The organism is Candidatus Streptomyces philanthi (genome assembly GCF_059553635.1).
In genome coordinates this window covers 1-16,749 of record NZ_JCANQV010000123.1, presented here as the reverse complement: position 1 = coordinate 16,749, position 16,749 = coordinate 1, and the positions used below count along the sequence as shown (strand labels likewise).

The following is a 16,749-nucleotide window of genomic DNA, read 5'->3' as shown; positions in this document are numbered from 1 at the left end:
GACGGCCGTGACCAAGCCGCGCCGCCGTACCCGGACCGCACGCCCCGTGACCACCGACGAGGCACCCGCGACGACCGTCACCACGGACGAGGCGGCCCCGGCGGAGGACGCGCCGGCGAAGCCGAAGCGGACGCGGAAGCGGGCCGCGGCGAAGACCGTCGCCGCGGAGGCCGAGGCGGCTCCGGCCGCCGAGGTCGGGAGCGCTCCGGCGGACGAGGCGCCGGCGAAGCCCAAGCGGACGCGTAAGCGCGCCGCCGCGAAGACCGCCGAGACCGAGGCGGCTCCGGCCGCCGAGGTCGGGAGCGCCCCGGCGGACGAGGCACCCGCCAAGCCCAAGCGGACCCGCAAGCGCGCCGCCGCCAGGACGACCGCCGACGAGGCCGAGGCGGCAGCGCCCGCCGACGCCGAGGCCGTCAAGCCGAAGCGGACGCGGAAGACCGCAGCCAAGAAGACGGACGCCGATGCCGCGCCCGCCAAGCCGCGGCGCACGCGGAAGGCCGCGGCCGAGCCGGTCGAGGTCACCGCGGAGAGCTGATCCCTCCGCACGACGGCCCGGTCCCCGCACGGGGGCCGGGCCGTCGGCGTTCCCGGGACCGCCGTGCGGACAGGCCCGGAGGCGGACGGGACGCCGGAGACCGGCCGGAGGCCGCCCCGCTCCCCCGGAGGCCGCCCCCCATGGGCCGTACGCCTGACGCCCGTCCGCCCCGTACCCGGCGCCAGGGTGGATTGCCGGGTTCCGTGGTGGGTGGGCGGCGCCAAAGGGGCGGGGGCCGGATAGCCTCGGGGCATGAGCAGGCCGCCGACCCTCACCTTGCCCCCGTGTGCCCGTGCCCGCCGGCTGGAGACCGCGCGGGGGGCGTTCGCCGTGCACGACGCCCTCCCGGAGGGGCCGGTGGCGGGGACGGCGCTGCTGGTGCCCGGGTTCACCGGGAGCAAGGAGGACTTCATCGCGCTGCTCGGGCCGCTGGCCGCGGCCGGGTTCCGGGTGGTGGCGGTGGACGGCCGGGGGCAGTACGAGACGGCGGGGCCGCGGGACGTCTCCGCGTACGTCCAGGAGGAGCTGGCGCTCGACGTGCTGGCGCAGGCGCGGGTGCTGGGCGAGAACGGCGGTGGGCCGGTCCATCTGCTCGGGCATTCGCTGGGCGCGCTGCTCGGGCGGGCCGCGGTGCTCCGGGACGCGGCGCCGTTCCGTTCGTTCACGGTGGTCAGTTCGGGGCCGGCGGCGATCACGGAGGCCCAGCAGACCCGGTTGCGGATGCTGATCGACGCGCTCGGGACGCTGGAGATGGAGGCGGTCTGGCAGGCGATGCGCGCGCTGGACCCGCCGGAGCAGGCGGGCGCGGCGACGCCCGGGGAGATCGTCGAGTTCCTGCACCGCCGCTGGCTGAGCACCGTTCCCGAGCAGTTGATCGGGACGGGGCGGCAGATGATCGAGGAGCCGGACCGGGTCGCGGAGCTGGCCTCGGTGGCGCTGCCCAAGCATGTGGTGTCGGGCGGGGAGGACTACGCCTGGCCGGTGCCGCTGATCGACGACATGGCGCGGCGGCTCGGCGCGCCGCGCACCGTCATCGACGGCGCGGCCCACTCACCGAACGCGGAGCGGCCCGAGCAGACCGCCGCCGCCCTGGCCGCCTTCTGGACGCGGGTGTCCTGAGCCCCGGGCCTTCCCCAGGGCATGTCGGACACGGCCTAGCACTGCCCCTGGACGTGCTCCCAGAAGCCGTCGCGCAGCGTGCGGCGCAGGTCGGAGTGGGCGCGCAGGGAGAGGTGCAGGAGCGCTTCGGCGGAGGTCAGGAGTTCCTGGTCGACGGGGCCGGGGAGGTAGGGGCGGCCGGGCAGGAGGTCGGCGGCCCAGGTGCGGCCGCGTTCGGAGAGCCACTGGGCGGCGATGCGGGCGCCGACGAAGCGGACGGCGTCGTGGGAGGGGACGGGGGCGCCGTCCTGGGTGGTCTCGTTCTCCTGGGTGGTACGGCGGGTGACGTAGGGGCGGAAGAAGTCGTGGTCGAGGACGCGCTGGCTGTCGACCTCCCACAGCAGGGGGTCGGCCTGGTTGCGGCCGCCGGCGGCGTCGATGCCCCACAGGTGGACGCGGGCGCCATAGCCCTGCGCGGCCTCGACGGCGGAGACCAGGTCCTCGTCGCCGCCGATGAGGACGGCGTCGCTGATGGCGCGGTGGCGGGCGAGGGACTCCAGGTCGGAGCGGATGAGGGAGTCGACGCCCTTCTGCTGGTTGTCGGCGTTGAGGTTGCCGAGGCGGACCTTGACGTCGGGCAGTTCGGCGATGCGCTGCTGCTCGGCGGTGTGGATGCGGCGGCGGGCGCCGTCGTACCAGTAGACGCGCAGGAGGCGGCTGTCGGGGAATATCGTGCGGGCCTTGTCGATGAACGCCTCAAGGAGCCCTTCGGCGTCCAGGACGCAGGCTCTGCGGTCCTCCGCGCCGACGACGAGCCGTCCGGCCGCCGCGTAGACGTAGCCGGCGTCGACGAAGATCGCGTGGGTGGACGGGGTGGTGGCGACCTCGGCGAGGACACGGGCGAGCAACTCGTTGGTGCGCTCCATGCCGGCGGCGAGGGCGGCGAGATCGGATGAGCCTGTCGGCCGGGGGTCGTTCATACCGGGGTCCATTGTCCTGGCGGCCGCTTCCGGGGCACAACCTGCCCCCTGTGCCCCGGTGTGCTTAAGTCGTCGAAAAATTTCCTTAGTGTAGGGAATGATTGCACCCTGCCAAGACGTTGTCCCAGGTGGGACGCCGGCAGCGACGCCGGGCCGCTCCCCGCTCATTTCGTTCTCCACAGGAGGATCCGACGAAGGGAGAAGCCGTATGCGCTTCGAGATCATGCGCCTTGACGATGTCGACGGCACCGCCGTGGACAGCACCGTCGTGGACGCCGCCTCCGTCAACCGGATAGTGCAGCAGGCCGCCGCGACCGGCCAGCGTGTCTACATCCGCCCGGCCGACACCGCCGCCCGTTAACACCGAAGCCGCTGCCCGTACGCCCAGGGCGGCACGCTCCGAGCGCCCCCGTACGACGCCGTCACCGCGGCGTACGGGGGCGCTCGGCCGTCCGGCGGGGCTCAGACGCCCTGGACGACCTGGGTGATGCCGTTGATGATCTGCTGTACGGCGAGGGCGGCGAGCATCATGCCCGCGAGGCGGGTCACCAGCACCACACCGCCGTCCTTGATCAACCGGATGATCACCAGCGAGAAGCGCATCGCCAGATAGAGCACCACATGGATCGCGACGATCGCGGCCCACACCGAGACCTGGCCGGCGAGGCCCTGCGCGTGCTGGACGGCGAGGATCACCGACACGATCGCGCCGGGCCCGGCGAGCAGTGGCATGCCGAGCGGCACCAGCGCCACATTGACGTCCTTGGTCTGGGTCGGCTCCTCCGACTTGCCGGTGAGCAGGTTCAGCGCGACGAGCAGCAGCAGAAGGCCGCCCGCGATCATCAGTGCGGGGGTGGAGATGTGCAGCCGCCCGAGGATCTGCTCCCCGAAGAGGCCGAACACGGCGATGACGCAGAACGCGACGGTGGCGGCCTGCCATGCCATCCGCCGCTGGACCTTGGCGGCGCGGCCGGAGGTCAGGGCGAGGAAGATCGGGGTGATCCCCGGCGGGTCCATGATCACAAATAGCGTGACAAAGAGGGTGCTGAAGACTGCGAGGTCGAACACGGTGAAGCTGCCTTGCGGTGGTGGTACGGAGGGTGGGCCCCGCCCGCCGCGACGATGCGGAGGGCGTGCGGCCACCCGGGAGGGGGACGCGGCCGGAAAGAGGGCGGGGAAGGACGCGCACCGGCGGCGGGGGACGCGTGGCGTCCCGGCCGGGCGGTGCCGTGAAGGCGGTGCGGGGTCAGCCGCCCGCGCCGGGGACGGGGAAGGCGCCGGTGGCCCGGCGCACGATCTCGCCGTAGATCTCGGGGTCGGTGGTGTACTCGCCGAGGCGGCAGGTCTTGCGGCTGCCGTGGTAGTCGCTGGACCCGGTGGCCAGCAGGCCGAGGTCGGCGGCGAGCCCGCGCAGCCGGGCGCGGGTGGCGTCGTCGTGGTCCATGTGGTCGACCTCGATGCCGTCGAGGCCGGCGGCGGCCAGGTCGGCGACGGCGCTCTCGGGGACGCAGACGCCGCGCTTGACGGCCAGGGGGTGCGCGAAGACGGTGACACCGCCCGCGTCCTTGATCATCCGGATGGCGTCGAACGGGTCCAGCTCGTGCTTCTCGACGTAGGCGCGGCCGTCGTTGCCGAGCCAGTCGGAGGTGAAGGCGTCCGAGACCGTGGCGACGACGCCGAGTTCGACCAGGGCGCTGGCGAGGTGGGGGCGGCCGACGGCGCCGTCCCCGGCGATCCGCGCCACCCGCTCCCAGGTGAGGGGCACGCCCAGCGCGCGGAGCTTGTCGACCATGGCGCGCGCCCGGGGGACCCGGTCGTCGCGGACCAGTTCGCGCTCGCGGGCGAGGCGGGGCTCGGTGGGGTCGTAGAGGTAGCCGAGGAGGTGGAGGCTGACGCCGTCGAGGCGGCAGGAGAACTCGGTGCCGGTGACCAGGGTCAGTCCGGCGGGCAGCGCGGCGCGGGCCTCGGCGTGGCCGCCGACGGTGTCGTGGTCGGTGAGTGCGACGACGTCGAGGCCGGCGGCAGCGGCGTTGCGCACCAGTTCGGCGGGGGTGTCCGTGCCGTCCGAAGCGGTGGAGTGGGTGTGCAGGTCGATGCGCACGACACGGACTCCAGACTGCGGGGCGGGACGGGGACGCCGGGCGGGCGTCCGGCCCGGAGGGTTCCGGCGGCGCCACGCGGGGCTCCCTGAAGGATACCGGCCGCGGCGGGATGCCCGGGGCGTCCCGGTTCAGAGCAGGATGCGCGGGGACAGCGCCCCGCAGGGCAGCAGGTCCACCTCGGCACCGGCCTCGCGCAGGTCGGTGAGCACCAGGTCGTCGTACATGAGCATGCCGGTGCGCTCGGGCCAGACGACGGCCCACAGCCACAGGCCGCGGGCCTCGCCGGCGAAGACCGCGCGGTCCCCGGGGGCGCCCTCGACGTGCCAGAGGGGGGTGGGGCGGCCGGCGGCGAGCACCTTGGCGTGGGGGGCGGTGTCGACCCGCATGCCGGGGCCGGGGTCGGGGCCGTCGAGGCCGGCGAAGCGGGCGCCGAGGCCCACGCCCAGTTCCTCGGCGACCAGGACCAGTTCGCCGGGGCCGCCGAGGGGGCCCGGTCCGGAGCAGGCCACGGCGGTCGCGCGGCCTCCGCTGCGGTCGTCGCCCGCGAAGACCACGCCGGTGAACAGCCAGCCGACGGGCAGCGGCCAGGGCATCCATACGGGCACCTGCGCGCGGTGCACGACGACGCCGAGCGCCTCGACGCTCGGCGGGACCACCGGCTGGAGCGGGTACACGGTGCCGTGCACGGCGCACTGCCAGGTGTCGTGGAAGAGACCGGGCGCGCGCACCCGGCCACCGCACTTCGGGCAACTGGGTTCGCCCCTCATAAAGTCCAACGGTCCTACTGGCGCCCCGTCACGTCAAGGACGATCACCCGTCCGGCACTCCGATCCAGCCACCAGTAGGGCGAATTCCAGCCATTCATACGCAGCACCCTCACCGCAGCCGGTAGTTGTAATTTGCACTCTTTAGCGTAACTAACTTAATGTGTGTATAGATCAACCATCTCCGGGTGCCCCGCCCCGGACGACAGGAGGGAACCGCGGCATGCACAGCAGCGGAAGCGGCCCGGCCGCCGACGACGATCCGTTCGACGAGGGCGGCGGCAGCCTGCTGCGCCAGCCGAAGGCGGTCTGGGCCACCGCCGGCGCCTCCGTCGTGGCCTTCATGGGCATCGGCCTCGTCGACCCGATCCTGCCGTCGATCGCGCGGGGCCTGCACGCCACCAACAGCCAGGTCTCCCTCCTGTTCACCTCCTACTTCCTGATCACCGCGTTCGCGATGCTGGTCACCGGCTTCGTCTCCAGCCGCATCGGCGGCCGCAAGACCCTGCTCGCCGGCCTCGCGCTGGTGGTGGTCTTCGCCGCCCTCTCCGGCATGTCCGGCTCCGTCGGCCAGCTGGTCGGCTTCCGGGCCGGCTGGGGCCTGGGCAACGCGCTGTTCGTCTCCACGTCCCTGGCGGTGATCGTCGGCGCCGCGGCGGGCGGCAGCGCGGCGGCGATCCTGCTCTACGAGTCCGCCCTCGGCCTGGGCATGGCCTGCGGCCCGCTGCTCGGCGCGGTCCTCGGCGACATGAAGTGGCGCTACCCCTTCTTCGGCACCGCCGTCCTCATGGCCGTCGGCTTCCTCGCCATCACCGCGTTCCTCAAGGAACAGCCCCGGCCCGCCCGCAAGACCTCACTGCTCGACCCGGTCAGGGCCCTCGGGCACGGCGGGCTGGCCTCCGCCGCCGTCTCCGCGTTCTTCTACAACTACGCGTTCTTCACGGTGCTGGCCTTCACCCCGTTCGTGCTGGACATGACGCCCTACCGGTCCGGCGGTGTCTTCTTCGCCTGGGGTGTGCTGCTCGCCGTCTTCTCGGTGATCGTGGCGCCGCGCCTCCAGCGCCGCTTCGGCTCGCTCCAGGTCCTCGGCGGCTCCCTGGTGCTGCTCGCCGCCGACCTGGTGGTCCTGGGCTACGGCGACCACACCACCGCCGTCGTCTGCACCATCGTCTCGGGCGCCTTCATCGGCCTCAACAACACCGTCTTCACCGAACTCGCCCTCGGCGTCTCGGACGCCCCGCGGCCGGTGGCCAGCGCCGGCTACAACTTCGTCCGCTGGTTCGCCGCGGCCGCCGCGCCGTTCCTCGCCCCGAAGATCGCGGAGTGGACCGACCACCGCGTCCCGTTCGTCGTCGCGGCCCTGGCCGCGCTGGTCGGCGCCGCCGTCGTCGCCGTACGCCGACGGGCGCTCACCGCGCGGGCGGAGGAACTGGAGCCGCGGCACGCCACCGAGGACGGCGTCTCCGTCTTCGCCCGCTGACGACGCCCCCGCGGGCCCTCAGTCGCCGAGCGGCACGCCGGACCGCAGGGGGTCCCGCAGGTCCGTGCCGAGCCGCAGCCAGCGCTCCTGGAGCGCGTCGGCGCCGTGCACCCGCTTCCAGGCGGCCTCCTCGGGCGTCATCGGCAGCAGCGGCAGGAACCGCACCGCCTCCCGCTCCCCGTCCGCCTCCAGGTCCTCGACCAGCCCCCCGGACGCCCCGACGAGCACCGAAGTGAACCGGGCGCCCGGCCACAGCGGCTCCCCCAGGTCCAGCGAAGCCCCCGGCGCCACGACGACGCCCTCGACCTGCGGGGAGGCCGCGAGCACGGCGAGCGGCCTGAGCGCCTTGTCGGTGTCGGCACGGCCCCCGCGCACGGACAGCACGAGTTCGGCGCGGGGGCCGCCCGCGGCGACCATCGCGGTGGGATCGGTCATCGGGTGGGCCGACATCCCGAGGGTCGCGTAGCGCACCACCTCGCCGTCGAGGAAGCGCAGCACCTCGATGCGGTCGGTCCCCAGGAACGTGACGGCGGCGCGGGCCTCCGGTTCGCCCAGGGCGGTGCGCAACCGGGCCTCGACCAGCTCAAGAACGTCGGACATGCCGTGAGCATAGGACGTGTATCGAACGGGCAAAGCGGGGCCTTGACGGTTCGGGTGACTGGTAGCCTTGCCGTCTGGTCAGGGAATGACGTTCGTCCCCCAACGGGGACCGGCCGGAGGAGGTGGGGCTGCGGTGGATCCGAGTCGACCGTGCAGTACCGACAGTTCTCCCGTCATCTCCCGCGTGCAGCGCGCCCGCTGAGCCGAGAACTTCCGTACCCCGCCGTTCCGCGGCGAAACCCGTGAAGTGCCTTCGCGCCACGAAGAGATGACGGAAGAGCGCCCCCGCCCCCAGTTCCGTGTTCTCTGCTGAACCGCCGCCAGCACACCCCGCACGGAGCGCCGCCCGCTTTGCGGACGTACGCCGGAAGCGCCTCGTACGTCCACGTTCCGGGCAGCGTTGCGCCCCGCGCCCGCGCTGACGGCCGGCCCGTGAAGGAGCCTGCCATGTCGATGATCCGCGACCTGCGTGCCGCCGTCCGCCCCTCCCGCCGCCGTGGCCACGCCTCCTGCCCGCACGAGCCCGCCACCCCCGTCTGCGCCAACAGCGCCATCGTCGACTGCGGGGTCTACCGCGAGGGCCGCCGGGTGAGCGCCCATCTGTCCCCCGCCGAGGCCATGGCGCAGGTCGCCGACGGAGGCGGCTTCGCCTGGATCGGGCTGCACGAGCCGACGGAGGCCGAATTCGCCGGGATCGCCGAGGAGTTCGGGCTGCACCCGCTCGCCGTCGAGGACGCCGTCCACGCCCACCAGCGGCCGAAGCTGGAGCGCTACGACGACACCCTGTTCACGGTGTTCAAGACGGTGCACTACGTCGAGCACGCCGAGCTGACCGCGACCAGCGAGGTGGTGGAGACCGGTGAGGTGATGTGCTTCACGGGCCGGAACTTCATCGTGACCGTGCGGCACGGCGGCCAGGGCTCGCTGCGCGCCCTGCGCCACCGCCTCCAGGAGGACCCCGAGCTGCTGGCCAAGGGCCCGTCCGCGGTGCTGCACGCCATCGCCGACCAGGTCGTCGACGGCTATATCGCGGTCGCCGGGGCGGTCCAGGACGACATCGACGAGGTGGAGATCGACGTCTTCAGCTCGGGCACCAACGGCAAGGGCCCGACGCGGGGCGGCGACGCCGGGCGGATCTACCAGCTCAAGCGCGAGGTGCTGGAGTTCAAGCGCGCGGTCTCGCCGCTGCTGCGGCCGATGCAACTGCTGAGCGAGCGCCCGATGCGGCTGGTCGACTCCGACATCCAGAAGTACTTCCGGGACGTCGCTGACCACCTCGCGCGCGTCAACGAGCAGGTCCTCTCCTTCGACGACCTGCTCAACTCCATCCTCCAGGCCAATCTGGCGCAGGCCGCGGTCGCCCAGAACGAGGACATGCGCAAGATCACGGCATGGGCGGCGATCTTCGCGGTCCCCACCATGATCGCCGGGATCTACGGGATGAACTTCCGGCACATGCCGGAACTGGAGTGGCGCTACAGCTATCCGGCGGTCCTGGTCGTCACCGTCGGCATCTGCTTCTGCATCCACCGCGGGTTCAAGCGCAACGGCTGGCTTTGACGGTTCTCCTCAAGGCGGCCCGCCGGGGGGTCGTTAGGCTGAGCGGTATGACGGAGACGGTGTCGCGGGCCCTGCAGGATCGGGCGCTCATCGAAGAGGCCACCAAGAAGTCCGGCCTGGTCTGGGTGCGGGGCACGACGGGGTCGGCGCGGGCCCTGTGGCACCTGTGGCACGACGGCGCGGTCTGCCTCGTCGGGGACGGCCCCGGCGAACAGCCGCTGTCCGGCCTCGGACTGGACGACGGCGGCACGGCCGAGGTCACCGTCCGCAGCAAGGACAAGGGCGGGCGCCTCGTCGTCTGGCGGGCCCGCGTCACCGAACTGGCCCCGGAGGGCGAGGCGTGGCGCGCCGCCGTCGACGAGCTGAAGGGCAAGCGCCTCAACGCGCCGGACGCCGACACCCTCACCGCACGCTGGGCACGCGAGTGCCGCGTCCTGCGGCTGGAGCCCACCGGGGACGCCCTCCAGCGGCCGGGGGCCATGCCCGACGACGGGCAGGCCGCCCCCGTACTGCCCTCCCCCGCCGTCACCCGCGGGCCCGTCCCCGCCGCGCTGCCGCGGCTGCTGCGCCGGGGCCGCAGGGGCTGAGCCGGCGCCGGTCAGCCGCCCGGGGAGACCTGGGTGCCGTAGTCGACGACCTCGTCGCGGGGCGGCGCCTTGAGGTCCACCGCCTTGCCCCACTCCCCGAGCCGCACCACGCCCGCGTCCCCCGCGCGCCGCATCCGCAGCGGGTACGGCGTGCCCTCCAGGGAGACGTCCAGCGTGCCGCCGGAACCTGCGCCCCCGGTGACCCGGATCGTGCGGACGCCGTCGACGGTGCCGCGCGGCCCCGCGGCCAGCTCGCCGTGCAGGCCGAGCAGCCCGGACAGCAGTTTGTCCTTGTCGGTGAAGCCGCTGAAGCGCTGGTAGACCGGATCGGCGGACGGCACCTTGACGTACTTGCCGCCGAGCTTGGCGGCGGCGGAGCCCCCGTTGTCCTTCTCCCCGGCCCAGAAGGCCGCGTCCGCCTTGAGGTAGAGCGCGTCGTCGACCCGCAGCAGCTGGAAGGCGGAGTCCTTGGTCGTCACCCGGCCCTGGGCGCCGTGCGCGGCGAGCCGCATGTCCAGGGTGAACGTACTCCCCTGGGTGACGACGTTGCCGGAGAGGTGGACGGTGTCGGCGCCCGCGGCGGCCGACCGGGCCCTGGACTCGATCTTCGCGGCGGGCAGCTTGCCGACACCGTTGGTGCCCGCGTCCGGGTCCTCCCCGGAACAGCCCGCCGTCGCGGCGAGCGCCGCGCCCACCGCCCCCGCGAGCACCGCCCGCACCATGCGCCGGCGGGCGGTCAGGGGCCGGGGGCCAGGGGGGATTGCACTCACGTCGGCTCTGCCTCCTGATGCGACGACCTCGACAGCGGTAGGGCGCAGCGTACCGGTGCGGCGGGGGCGCGCGGACCGGCCGAACGGGCGGGACGGGGGCGCCGGGCGCACGCCGGGGGGCCGCGCGTACGGGCATACGGGTCTCCCGCCGGGGCGGCGGCGCGCGGCCCGCGTTAGCCTGAACGGCATCGAAGCCGCAATTGCGGGCGTAGCGGGAGAAAAGGAGGGGCCGGGTATGGCGGTGACGACTCCGCGGATCTTCGTCTCCCACCTCTCCGGTGTCGCGGTGTTCGACCCCAACGGGGACCAGGTCGGCAGGGTCCGGGACCTCGTCGCGATGCTGCGGGTCGGCAACCGGCCGCCGCGTCTGCTGGGGCTGGTCGTCGAGGTGGTCAGCAGGAGACGGATCTTTGTGCCGATGACCCGGGTGACGGGTGTGGAGTCCGGCCAGGTCATCACCACGGGTGTCGTCAACATGCGCCGCTTCGAGCAGCGGACCGCCGAGACGCTGGTCCTCGGCGAGCTGCTGGACCGCCGGGTGCGGCTGGTGGAGACGGGCGAGGAGGTCACCGTCCTCGACATCGGCATCATCCAGCTCCCGGCCCGCCGCGACTGGGAGATCGACAAGGTCTTCGTCCGCCGGGGCAAGAGCGGGGCGCTGCGCCGCAAGGGCGAGGCGCTGACCGTGGAGTGGTCGGCGGTCACCGGCTTCTCGCTGGAGGAGCACGGCCAGGGCGCGGAGAACCTCCTGGCCACCTTCGAGCAGCTGCGCCCCGCCGACCTCGCGGGCGTCCTGCACCACCTCTCCCCCAAACGGCGCGCCGAGGTCGCCGCCGCCCTCGACGACGACCGGCTGGCGGACGTCCTGGAGGAGCTGCCGGAGGACGACCGCGTCGAGATCCTCGGCAAGCTGAAGGACGAACGGGCCGCCGACGTCCTGGAGGCGATGGACCCCGACGACGCCGCCGACCTGCTCTCCGAACTCCCCGAGGAGGAGAAGGAGCGGCTGCTCACCCTGATGCGCCCCGAGGAGGCCGCCGACGTACGGCGCCTGATGTCGTACGAGGAGCACACCGCGGGCGGGCTGATGACCACCGAGCCGGTCGTGCTGCGTCCGCACGCCACGGTCGCCGACGCGCTCGCCCGGGTGCGCGACCCCGACCTGTCCCCCGCGCTCGCCGCCCAGGTCTATGTCTGCCGTCCCCCGGACGAGACGCCGACCGGCAAGTTCCTGGGCGTGGTGCACTTCCAGCGGCTGCTGCGCGACCCGCCGTTCGCGCTGGTCAGCTCGCTCGCCGACACCGATCTGCCGCCGCTCGCGCCGGACACCCCGCTGCCCGAGGTCACCAGCTATCTGGCCGCGTACAACATGGTCGCCGCGCCCGTCGTCGACGAGAGCGGTTCCCTGCTGGGCGCGGTGACCGTCGACGACGTCCTCGACCATCTGCTGCCGGAGGACTGGCGGGAGAACGAGTTGCACGGCACCGTGACCGCGCACGCCCCGGAGGAGGGGGAGGCCGGCGATGGCGTCTGAGGAACGGGAGAACGCGCGGGCACGGGCCCACGGCGCGTCGCCGCTGCGGCAGGGCGCCCCCGACCGTCCCCGGGTACGCCTCGACCTGCCGCGGATGCCCCGCCGGTCGTTCATGCCGCAGTACGACCCGGACGCGTTCGGGCGGCTGTCGGAGAAGATCGCGCGCTTCCTGGGGACCGGCCGGTTCATCGTCTGGATGACGGTGGTGATCATCCTGTGGATCGGCTGGAACATCACCGTGCCGCCGAACCTGCGGTTCGACCAGTACCCGTTCATCTTCCTGACCCTGGCCCTCTCGCTCCAGGCGTCGTACGCGGCGCCGCTGATCCTGCTGGCGCAGAACCGCCAGGCCGACCGCGACCGGGTCACCCAGGAGCAGGACCGCAAGCAGAACGAACGCTCCATCGCCGACACCGAGTACCTGACGCGCGAGATCGCCGCCCTCCGCCTCGGCCTCGGCGAGGTCGCCACCCGCGACTGGATCCGCTCCGAACTGACCGACCTGCTGAGGGACCTGGAACTGCGGCAGATGGTGGACGCGGAACGGGAGGAGCGGGAGAGGTGAGGGGGTGGGGGGCGGGTGGGGCGGCCGTAGTGCCCACCCGTCACCCGACCACCACCCCTCATCGACGCGCGACGCGCGGCCGTAGTATCTGTTGTATGGCACCCGACACTCCCCCCGCGCCGAGCGAGGACGCCGTGCGCGAAGCGCTCGCCACGGTCAACGACCCCGAGATCCACCGGCCCATCACGGAGCTGGGGATGGTCAAATCGGTGGAGATCGCGGCCGGTGGCGCGGTCTCGGTGACGGTCTACCTCACCGTCTCCGGTTGCCCGATGCGCGAGACGATCACCAGCAGCGTGCGGGAGGCCGTCGAGCGGGTCGAGGGCGTCACCGGCGTCACCGTCGACCTGGACGTGATGAGCGACGAGCAGCGCCGCGAGCTGGCCACCGCCCTGCGCGGCGGTACCGCCGAGCGCGAGGTGCCGTTCGCCCGGCCCGGTTCGCTGACCCGCGTCTACGCGGTGGCGTCCGGCAAGGGCGGCGTCGGCAAGTCGTCCGTGACGGTCAACCTCGCCGCGGCGATGGCGGCGGACGGGCTGAAGGTCGGTGTGGTCGACGCCGACATCTACGGTCACTCGGTGCCCCGGATGCTGGGCGCGGACGGGCGGCCCACCCAGGTCGAGAACATGATCATGCCGCCGTCGGCGAACGGTGTGAAGGTCATCTCGATCGGCATGTTCACCCCGGGCAACGCCCCCGTCGTCTGGCGCGGCCCGATGCTGCACCGCGCCCTCCAGCAGTTCCTCGCCGACGTCTACTGGGGCGACCTGGACGTCCTGCTGCTCGACCTGCCCCCGGGCACCGGCGACATCGCGATCTCGGTGGCCCAGCTGGTGCCGAACGCGGAGATCCTGGTCGTCACCACCCCCCAGCAGGCCGCGGCCGAGGTCGCCGAGCGGGCCGGTTCGATCGCCGTACAGACCCATCAGAAGATCGTCGGCGTGGTGGAGAACATGTCCGGGCTGCCCTGCCCGCACTGCGACGAGATGGTCGACGTGTTCGGCACCGGCGGCGGCGAGCGGGTCGCCGAGGGCCTGACCCGCGCCACCGGCGCCCAGGTGCCGGTGCTCGGCGCCATCCCGATCGACGTCCGGCTGCGCGAGGGCGGCGACGAGGGCAAGCCCGTCGTCCTCACCGACCCGGACTCCCCCGCGGGCGCGGCGATCCGCGCCATCGCGGGCAAGCTGGGCGGCCGTCAGCGCGGTCTGTCCGGCATGTCGCTGGGGATCACCCCGCGCAACAAGTTCTGACGCCGCGCACGGGGCGGGCCGGTACGTCCGGTCCGCCCCTCGGCATGCGCGGGGCGTGCGGGCGCACCCCCTCGGGGCCGTTCAGCCCCGGTACGCCGCGATGTCCTGGATCACCCCGAAGCCCAGTCCGTACGCGCTGATCCCCCGGCCGTAGGCACCGAGGTGCACCCCGCCGCCGTCGCCCGACGGGCCGGCCAGCACCCAGCCGTACTCGGACTCGCGGTAGCGGAACGGTACGGGGACGCCGTCGACCGGCAGCGGAAGCTCCCGCCAGGCGTCGCCGTCGAGGTCGTCGGCGAGTTCCCAGGCGAGCGCGGTCTGCTGGTCCAGCCAGTCCTGGCGCAGCGAACGGTCCATCCGCGCCGGCCAGGTCTGGGAGAGCAGTCCGGCACCGGCGAGCCAGGCGGCGGTGGAGACGGAGGTGGCCTCCAGGACGCCCGTGCCGTCGGCGCTGCGCCGGACGGGACGCGCGGCGACCGTCACCACGACGGCGAACCGCTCGTTGTCATGGAGGACATCGGTCCTTATGGTCGGCTCCTCGCCGTGGCCGGTCGCGCCGTGCTCCACGGTGCCGTCCGCGGAGCTGCCCACCCGCATCAGCCAGCGGGGTCCCGTGTACGCCTCGTCGAGGCCGTACCACGGGAACCGGGCCAGCAGATAGCCGTCGACCTTCTGCCCGTCGTCGGCAGGCACCGTCTGGGGCGCTGCCCGACTCGTCGTCTCCATCTGCGCGGAGCCTCCTTGTTGCCCTGTGCCGTGGGCGCCGCCCCCCTCAGGCGACCTCACCCCGGTCACGGGGAGCATAGCCATAGGCCCCGCGCGGCCGGGCGCAAGTCAGGATCAGGTGGCGTCCGCGTCGAACGGGGGGCGCTCGCCGGGCGCCAGCGGGCCGGACTTCTTGGTGAGGTCCAGGCGTCCGCCGGACGAGGATTCCTTCGACAGGCTCACCCGCCCGGCGTCCGCCGCCGCGCCGTCCGCCGCGCCGTCACGGACGGAGCCGGCGAGGTCGGACATCTCCTGGCGCAGGTCGAAGCCGTCACGGAGCTCCTGGAGCTCCTTGAGGCCGTACTCGTCCTTCTCCAGCACGTGCTTGCGGACGAAGTTCTTCGGCTTGAGGTCCTCGAACTCGAAGTCCTTGAACTCGGGGCCCAGCTCGTCGCGGATGTCCTGCTTGGCATTGTCCGAGAACGCACGGACCTTGCGGATGAAGCCCGCCACGTCCTGGATGACCTTGGGCAGCTTGTCCGGACCGAAGATCAGTACCGCAAGGATCGCGATCGCGACCAGCTCTAGGGGTCCCATATCGAAGAACACCTTGCAGCTCCTTGGAAAGTCCGCGGCCGACGAGGGCCCAGTCCAGGCCGACCCTCACGGTACCTGGCCCCGGGCGTCGTCCGGGAGTCACCCGTACCAACACCGCACAAACGATCAGTCGGTGGTCTCAGCCGGTGCTCTCAGTCGGTGGTCGACGAGCCCAGCGTCAGCCGGACGGTCCGCTCCTTCCCGCCGTGCCGCACGGTCAGGCTCAGCGCGTCGCCGGGGCGGTGGCTGCGGACCTTGACGATCAGCTCCTCCCCGCTGTGCACCGGGGCACCGTCCACCCCGGTGATCACATCGCCGGACGTGATCCCGGCCTTGGCGCCGGGCCCGCCGGGCGTGACCGGGTCCTTGCCGTCCTCGCCGCGCCCGCTCACCCGCGCGCCGTCGCCCGCGTACTCCATCTCCAGCGTCACGCCGATCACCGGGTGCGTGGCCCGGCCGGTGTTGATCAGCTCCTCCGCGATCCGTTTGGCCTGGTTGATGGGGATGGCGAAGCCCAGACCGATGCTGCCGCCGTGGGCGCCCTCCTCCGTGTCGCCGCCGGTGTCGGCCGCGCGGATGGCGCTGTTGATGCCGATCACCCGCGCCCGGGAGTCCACCAGCGGGCCGCCGGAGTTGCCCGGATTGATCGGGGCGTCCGTCTGCAACGCGTCGACGTACGACACCTCCGCGCCGTCGCCCTTGCCGCCGCCCGCGGTGATCGGGCGCTGCTTGGCGCTGATGATGCCGGAGGTGACGGTGTTGGCGAGGTCGTACGGCGCGCCGATGGCGACGACCGGGTCACCGACCCGTACGGCGTCGGAGTCGCCGAGGGCCAGCGGACGCAGTCCGGTGACGCCCTCGACCTGCACGACGGCCAGGTCGTACCCTGCGTCCCGGCCGATGACCTTGCCCTTGGCGGTCTCCCCGCCGCTGAACGTCACCGCTATCTGGCCACCGGTCCCGGCCGGCTCCACGACGTGGTTGTTGGTGAGGATGTGGCCCCTGCGGTCCAGTACGAAGCCGGTGCCCGTCCCCTGCTCCGCGTTGCCCCGTACATGCAGCGTGACCACACCGGGCAGCGCCGCCTGGGCGATCCCGGCCACACTCTGCGGATCACGGGCCGGCGGCCCCCCGGCCGCCTGCGGCAACCGGATGTCCCCGATCCCCCCGTTCCGCTCGATGTACGCCCCCACGGCACCCCCCGCACCCCCGGCGAGCAGCGCCAGCACCACGGCCCCGACAACCAGCCTCCGCCGTCGGCGCGGCCGCGGCACCGCCTCGTCCGTCACCTCACGCGGTGCCCGCCAGGGGTCGTAGTGCTGCCAGGGGGTGGGGGTGGCGGGGGTGGCAAAGGGGCTGGTTGGGGGTGCGGGGTGGGTTGTCGGGTGGGTGGCGTCCGGTGGGGTGTTCCGGAACGCGGCGGGGGCTGTGGGGGGCGCTGGGACGCTGGGGTGTACGGCCGGGGTCCCGGCGTCCGGGTGGGTGCCGGGCTGCGGGGCGCCGGGCTGCGGCCCCGGCTGCTCCGGGGGCAGGGGGTGGTCGCCCACGGGCCCGTGGTTCTCCAGCGCGGCGGTCGGCCGCGGGTGCGGCAGGGGGCGTTCGGCCGGGAGGGGATGGGCGCC

Annotated in this window: 17 protein-coding genes and 1 pseudogene; 9 read left to right on the top strand and 9 right to left on the bottom strand. The window is 73.3% G+C overall.

All coding sequences use genetic code 11. From position 1 onward, the window contains the following. Together AC51EU_RS16325 and AC51EU_RS16320 are read left to right on the top strand one after the other, a co-directional pair. Positions 1-535, top strand: a pseudogene (locus tag AC51EU_RS16325) (DEAD/DEAH box helicase); the annotation flags it as partial. A gap of 252 nt (positions 536-787) precedes the next feature. Continuing rightward, complete coding sequence (locus tag AC51EU_RS16320) at positions 788-1,654, top strand: alpha/beta fold hydrolase (RefSeq protein ID WP_496267666.1); 867 nt, start codon at positions 788-790, stop codon at positions 1,652-1,654. A 35-nt stretch (positions 1,655-1,689) separates the two neighbouring features. Here the strand turns inward: AC51EU_RS16320 and AC51EU_RS16315 are convergent, their stop codons facing one another. After that, positions 1,690-2,613, bottom strand: a complete 924-nt coding sequence (locus tag AC51EU_RS16315; protein ID WP_496267665.1) for an NYN domain-containing protein — start codon at positions 2,611-2,613, stop codon at positions 1,690-1,692. Positions 2,614-2,821: 208 nt separating this feature from the next. Between AC51EU_RS16315 and AC51EU_RS16310 the strand changes: the two genes are divergently transcribed. Then, positions 2,822-2,974, top strand: a complete 153-nt coding sequence (locus AC51EU_RS16310; protein WP_496267664.1) for a DUF8834 family protein — start codon at positions 2,822-2,824, stop codon at positions 2,972-2,974. Positions 2,975-3,075: 101 nt separating this feature from the next. Here AC51EU_RS16310 and AC51EU_RS16305 read toward each other — a convergent pair whose 3' ends face one another. From AC51EU_RS16305 to AC51EU_RS16295, 3 genes are all read right to left on the bottom strand, one after another. After that, entirely contained in the window at positions 3,076-3,681 is a 606-nt protein-coding gene (locus tag AC51EU_RS16305; protein WP_496267663.1) for a MarC family protein, read from the bottom strand. Between the two features lie 178 nt (positions 3,682-3,859). Continuing rightward, positions 3,860-4,714: a PHP domain-containing protein gene (locus AC51EU_RS16300; protein ID WP_496267662.1), complete on the bottom strand. Its 855-nt coding sequence runs from the start codon at positions 4,712-4,714 to the stop codon at positions 3,860-3,862. A gap of 129 nt (positions 4,715-4,843) precedes the next feature. After that, positions 4,844-5,482, bottom strand: coding sequence for a DUF6758 family protein (locus AC51EU_RS16295; RefSeq protein WP_496267661.1), 639 nt, complete (start codon positions 5,480-5,482; stop codon positions 4,844-4,846). Between the two features lie 220 nt (positions 5,483-5,702). Here AC51EU_RS16295 and AC51EU_RS16290 point away from each other — a divergent pair, with 220 nt between their 5' ends. Further along, positions 5,703-6,959, top strand: coding sequence for an MFS transporter (locus AC51EU_RS16290; protein ID WP_496267660.1), 1,257 nt, complete (start codon positions 5,703-5,705; stop codon positions 6,957-6,959). Positions 6,960-6,977: 18 nt separating this feature from the next. Here the strand turns inward: AC51EU_RS16290 and AC51EU_RS16285 are convergent, their stop codons facing one another. Continuing rightward, positions 6,978-7,559 carry a suppressor of fused domain protein gene (locus AC51EU_RS16285; RefSeq protein ID WP_496267659.1) on the bottom strand — a complete coding sequence of 194 codons (582 nt, stop codon included), beginning with the start codon at positions 7,557-7,559 and terminating at the stop codon, positions 6,978-6,980. Between the two features lie 447 nt (positions 7,560-8,006). Here AC51EU_RS16285 and AC51EU_RS16280 point away from each other — a divergent pair, with 447 nt between their 5' ends. Next, positions 8,007-9,119: a magnesium and cobalt transport protein CorA gene (locus AC51EU_RS16280; RefSeq protein WP_496267658.1), complete on the top strand. Its 1,113-nt coding sequence runs from the start codon at positions 8,007-8,009 to the stop codon at positions 9,117-9,119. Between the two features lie 47 nt (positions 9,120-9,166). Next, entirely contained in the window at positions 9,167-9,706 is a 540-nt protein-coding gene (locus AC51EU_RS16275) for a hypothetical protein (protein WP_496267657.1), read from the top strand. A gap of 11 nt (positions 9,707-9,717) precedes the next feature. Here AC51EU_RS16275 and AC51EU_RS16270 read toward each other — a convergent pair whose 3' ends face one another. After that, entirely contained in the window at positions 9,718-10,476 is a 759-nt protein-coding gene (locus AC51EU_RS16270) for a hypothetical protein (protein WP_496267656.1), read from the bottom strand. 235 nt (positions 10,477-10,711) lie between these two features. Between AC51EU_RS16270 and AC51EU_RS16265 the strand changes: the two genes are divergently transcribed. From AC51EU_RS16265 to AC51EU_RS16255, 3 genes are all read left to right on the top strand, one after another. Beyond that, on the top strand, positions 10,712-12,010 hold the full coding sequence (locus AC51EU_RS16265; protein ID WP_496267655.1) for a magnesium transporter MgtE N-terminal domain-containing protein: 1,299 nt from the start codon (positions 10,712-10,714) through the stop codon (positions 12,008-12,010). Beyond that, positions 12,000-12,575 carry a DUF1003 domain-containing protein gene (locus AC51EU_RS16260; protein WP_496267654.1) on the top strand — a complete coding sequence of 192 codons (576 nt, stop codon included), beginning with the start codon at positions 12,000-12,002 and terminating at the stop codon, positions 12,573-12,575. The genes AC51EU_RS16265 and AC51EU_RS16260 overlap by 11 nt, the downstream gene beginning before the upstream one ends. Positions 12,576-12,670: 95 nt before the next feature. Beyond that, positions 12,671-13,825: an Mrp/NBP35 family ATP-binding protein gene (locus AC51EU_RS16255; protein WP_496267653.1), complete on the top strand. Its 1,155-nt coding sequence runs from the start codon at positions 12,671-12,673 to the stop codon at positions 13,823-13,825. A gap of 81 nt (positions 13,826-13,906) precedes the next feature. On the opposite strand, the gene AC51EU_RS16250 is transcribed toward AC51EU_RS16255, so the two are convergent. The 3 genes from AC51EU_RS16250 to AC51EU_RS16240 form a co-directional block, all read right to left on the bottom strand. Beyond that, entirely contained in the window at positions 13,907-14,551 is a 645-nt protein-coding gene (locus tag AC51EU_RS16250) for a hypothetical protein (RefSeq protein WP_496267652.1), read from the bottom strand. Between the two features lie 114 nt (positions 14,552-14,665). Then, the gene (locus tag AC51EU_RS16245; RefSeq protein WP_496267651.1) at positions 14,666-15,139 is read right to left on the bottom strand and encodes a sec-independent translocase; all 474 of its coding nucleotides are present in this window, start codon (positions 15,137-15,139) and stop codon (positions 14,666-14,668) included. A gap of 140 nt (positions 15,140-15,279) precedes the next feature. Continuing rightward, positions 15,280-16,749: S1C family serine protease (locus AC51EU_RS16240; protein WP_496267650.1), on the bottom strand; the 1,470-nt coding region annotated here is incomplete at its 5' end.

Bases quoted from the DNA above. Each gene is read 5' to 3' on its own strand.
- AC51EU_RS16320 (WP_496267666.1), top strand. From the start codon at position 788: ATGAGCAGGCCGCCGACCCTCACCTTGCCCCCGTGTGCCCGTGCCCGC.
- AC51EU_RS16315 (WP_496267665.1), bottom strand. From the start codon at position 2,613: ATGAACGACCCCCGGCCGACAGGCTCATCCGATCTCGCCGCCCTCGCC.
- AC51EU_RS16310 (WP_496267664.1), top strand. From the start codon at position 2,822: ATGCGCTTCGAGATCATGCGCCTTGACGATGTCGACGGCACCGCCGTG.
- AC51EU_RS16295 (WP_496267661.1), bottom strand. From the start codon at position 5,482: ATGAGGGGCGAACCCAGTTGCCCGAAGTGCGGTGGCCGGGTGCGCGCG.
- AC51EU_RS16290 (WP_496267660.1), top strand. From the start codon at position 5,703: ATGCACAGCAGCGGAAGCGGCCCGGCCGCCGACGACGATCCGTTCGAC.
- AC51EU_RS16285 (WP_496267659.1), bottom strand. From the start codon at position 7,559: ATGTCCGACGTTCTTGAGCTGGTCGAGGCCCGGTTGCGCACCGCCCTG.
- AC51EU_RS16280 (WP_496267658.1), top strand. From the start codon at position 8,007: ATGTCGATGATCCGCGACCTGCGTGCCGCCGTCCGCCCCTCCCGCCGC.
- AC51EU_RS16275 (WP_496267657.1), top strand. From the start codon at position 9,167: ATGACGGAGACGGTGTCGCGGGCCCTGCAGGATCGGGCGCTCATCGAA.
- AC51EU_RS16265 (WP_496267655.1), top strand. From the start codon at position 10,712: ATGGCGGTGACGACTCCGCGGATCTTCGTCTCCCACCTCTCCGGTGTC.
- AC51EU_RS16260 (WP_496267654.1), top strand. From the start codon at position 12,000: ATGGCGTCTGAGGAACGGGAGAACGCGCGGGCACGGGCCCACGGCGCG.
- AC51EU_RS16255 (WP_496267653.1), top strand. From the start codon at position 12,671: ATGGCACCCGACACTCCCCCCGCGCCGAGCGAGGACGCCGTGCGCGAA.
- AC51EU_RS16250 (WP_496267652.1), bottom strand. From the start codon at position 14,551: ATGGAGACGACGAGTCGGGCAGCGCCCCAGACGGTGCCTGCCGACGAC.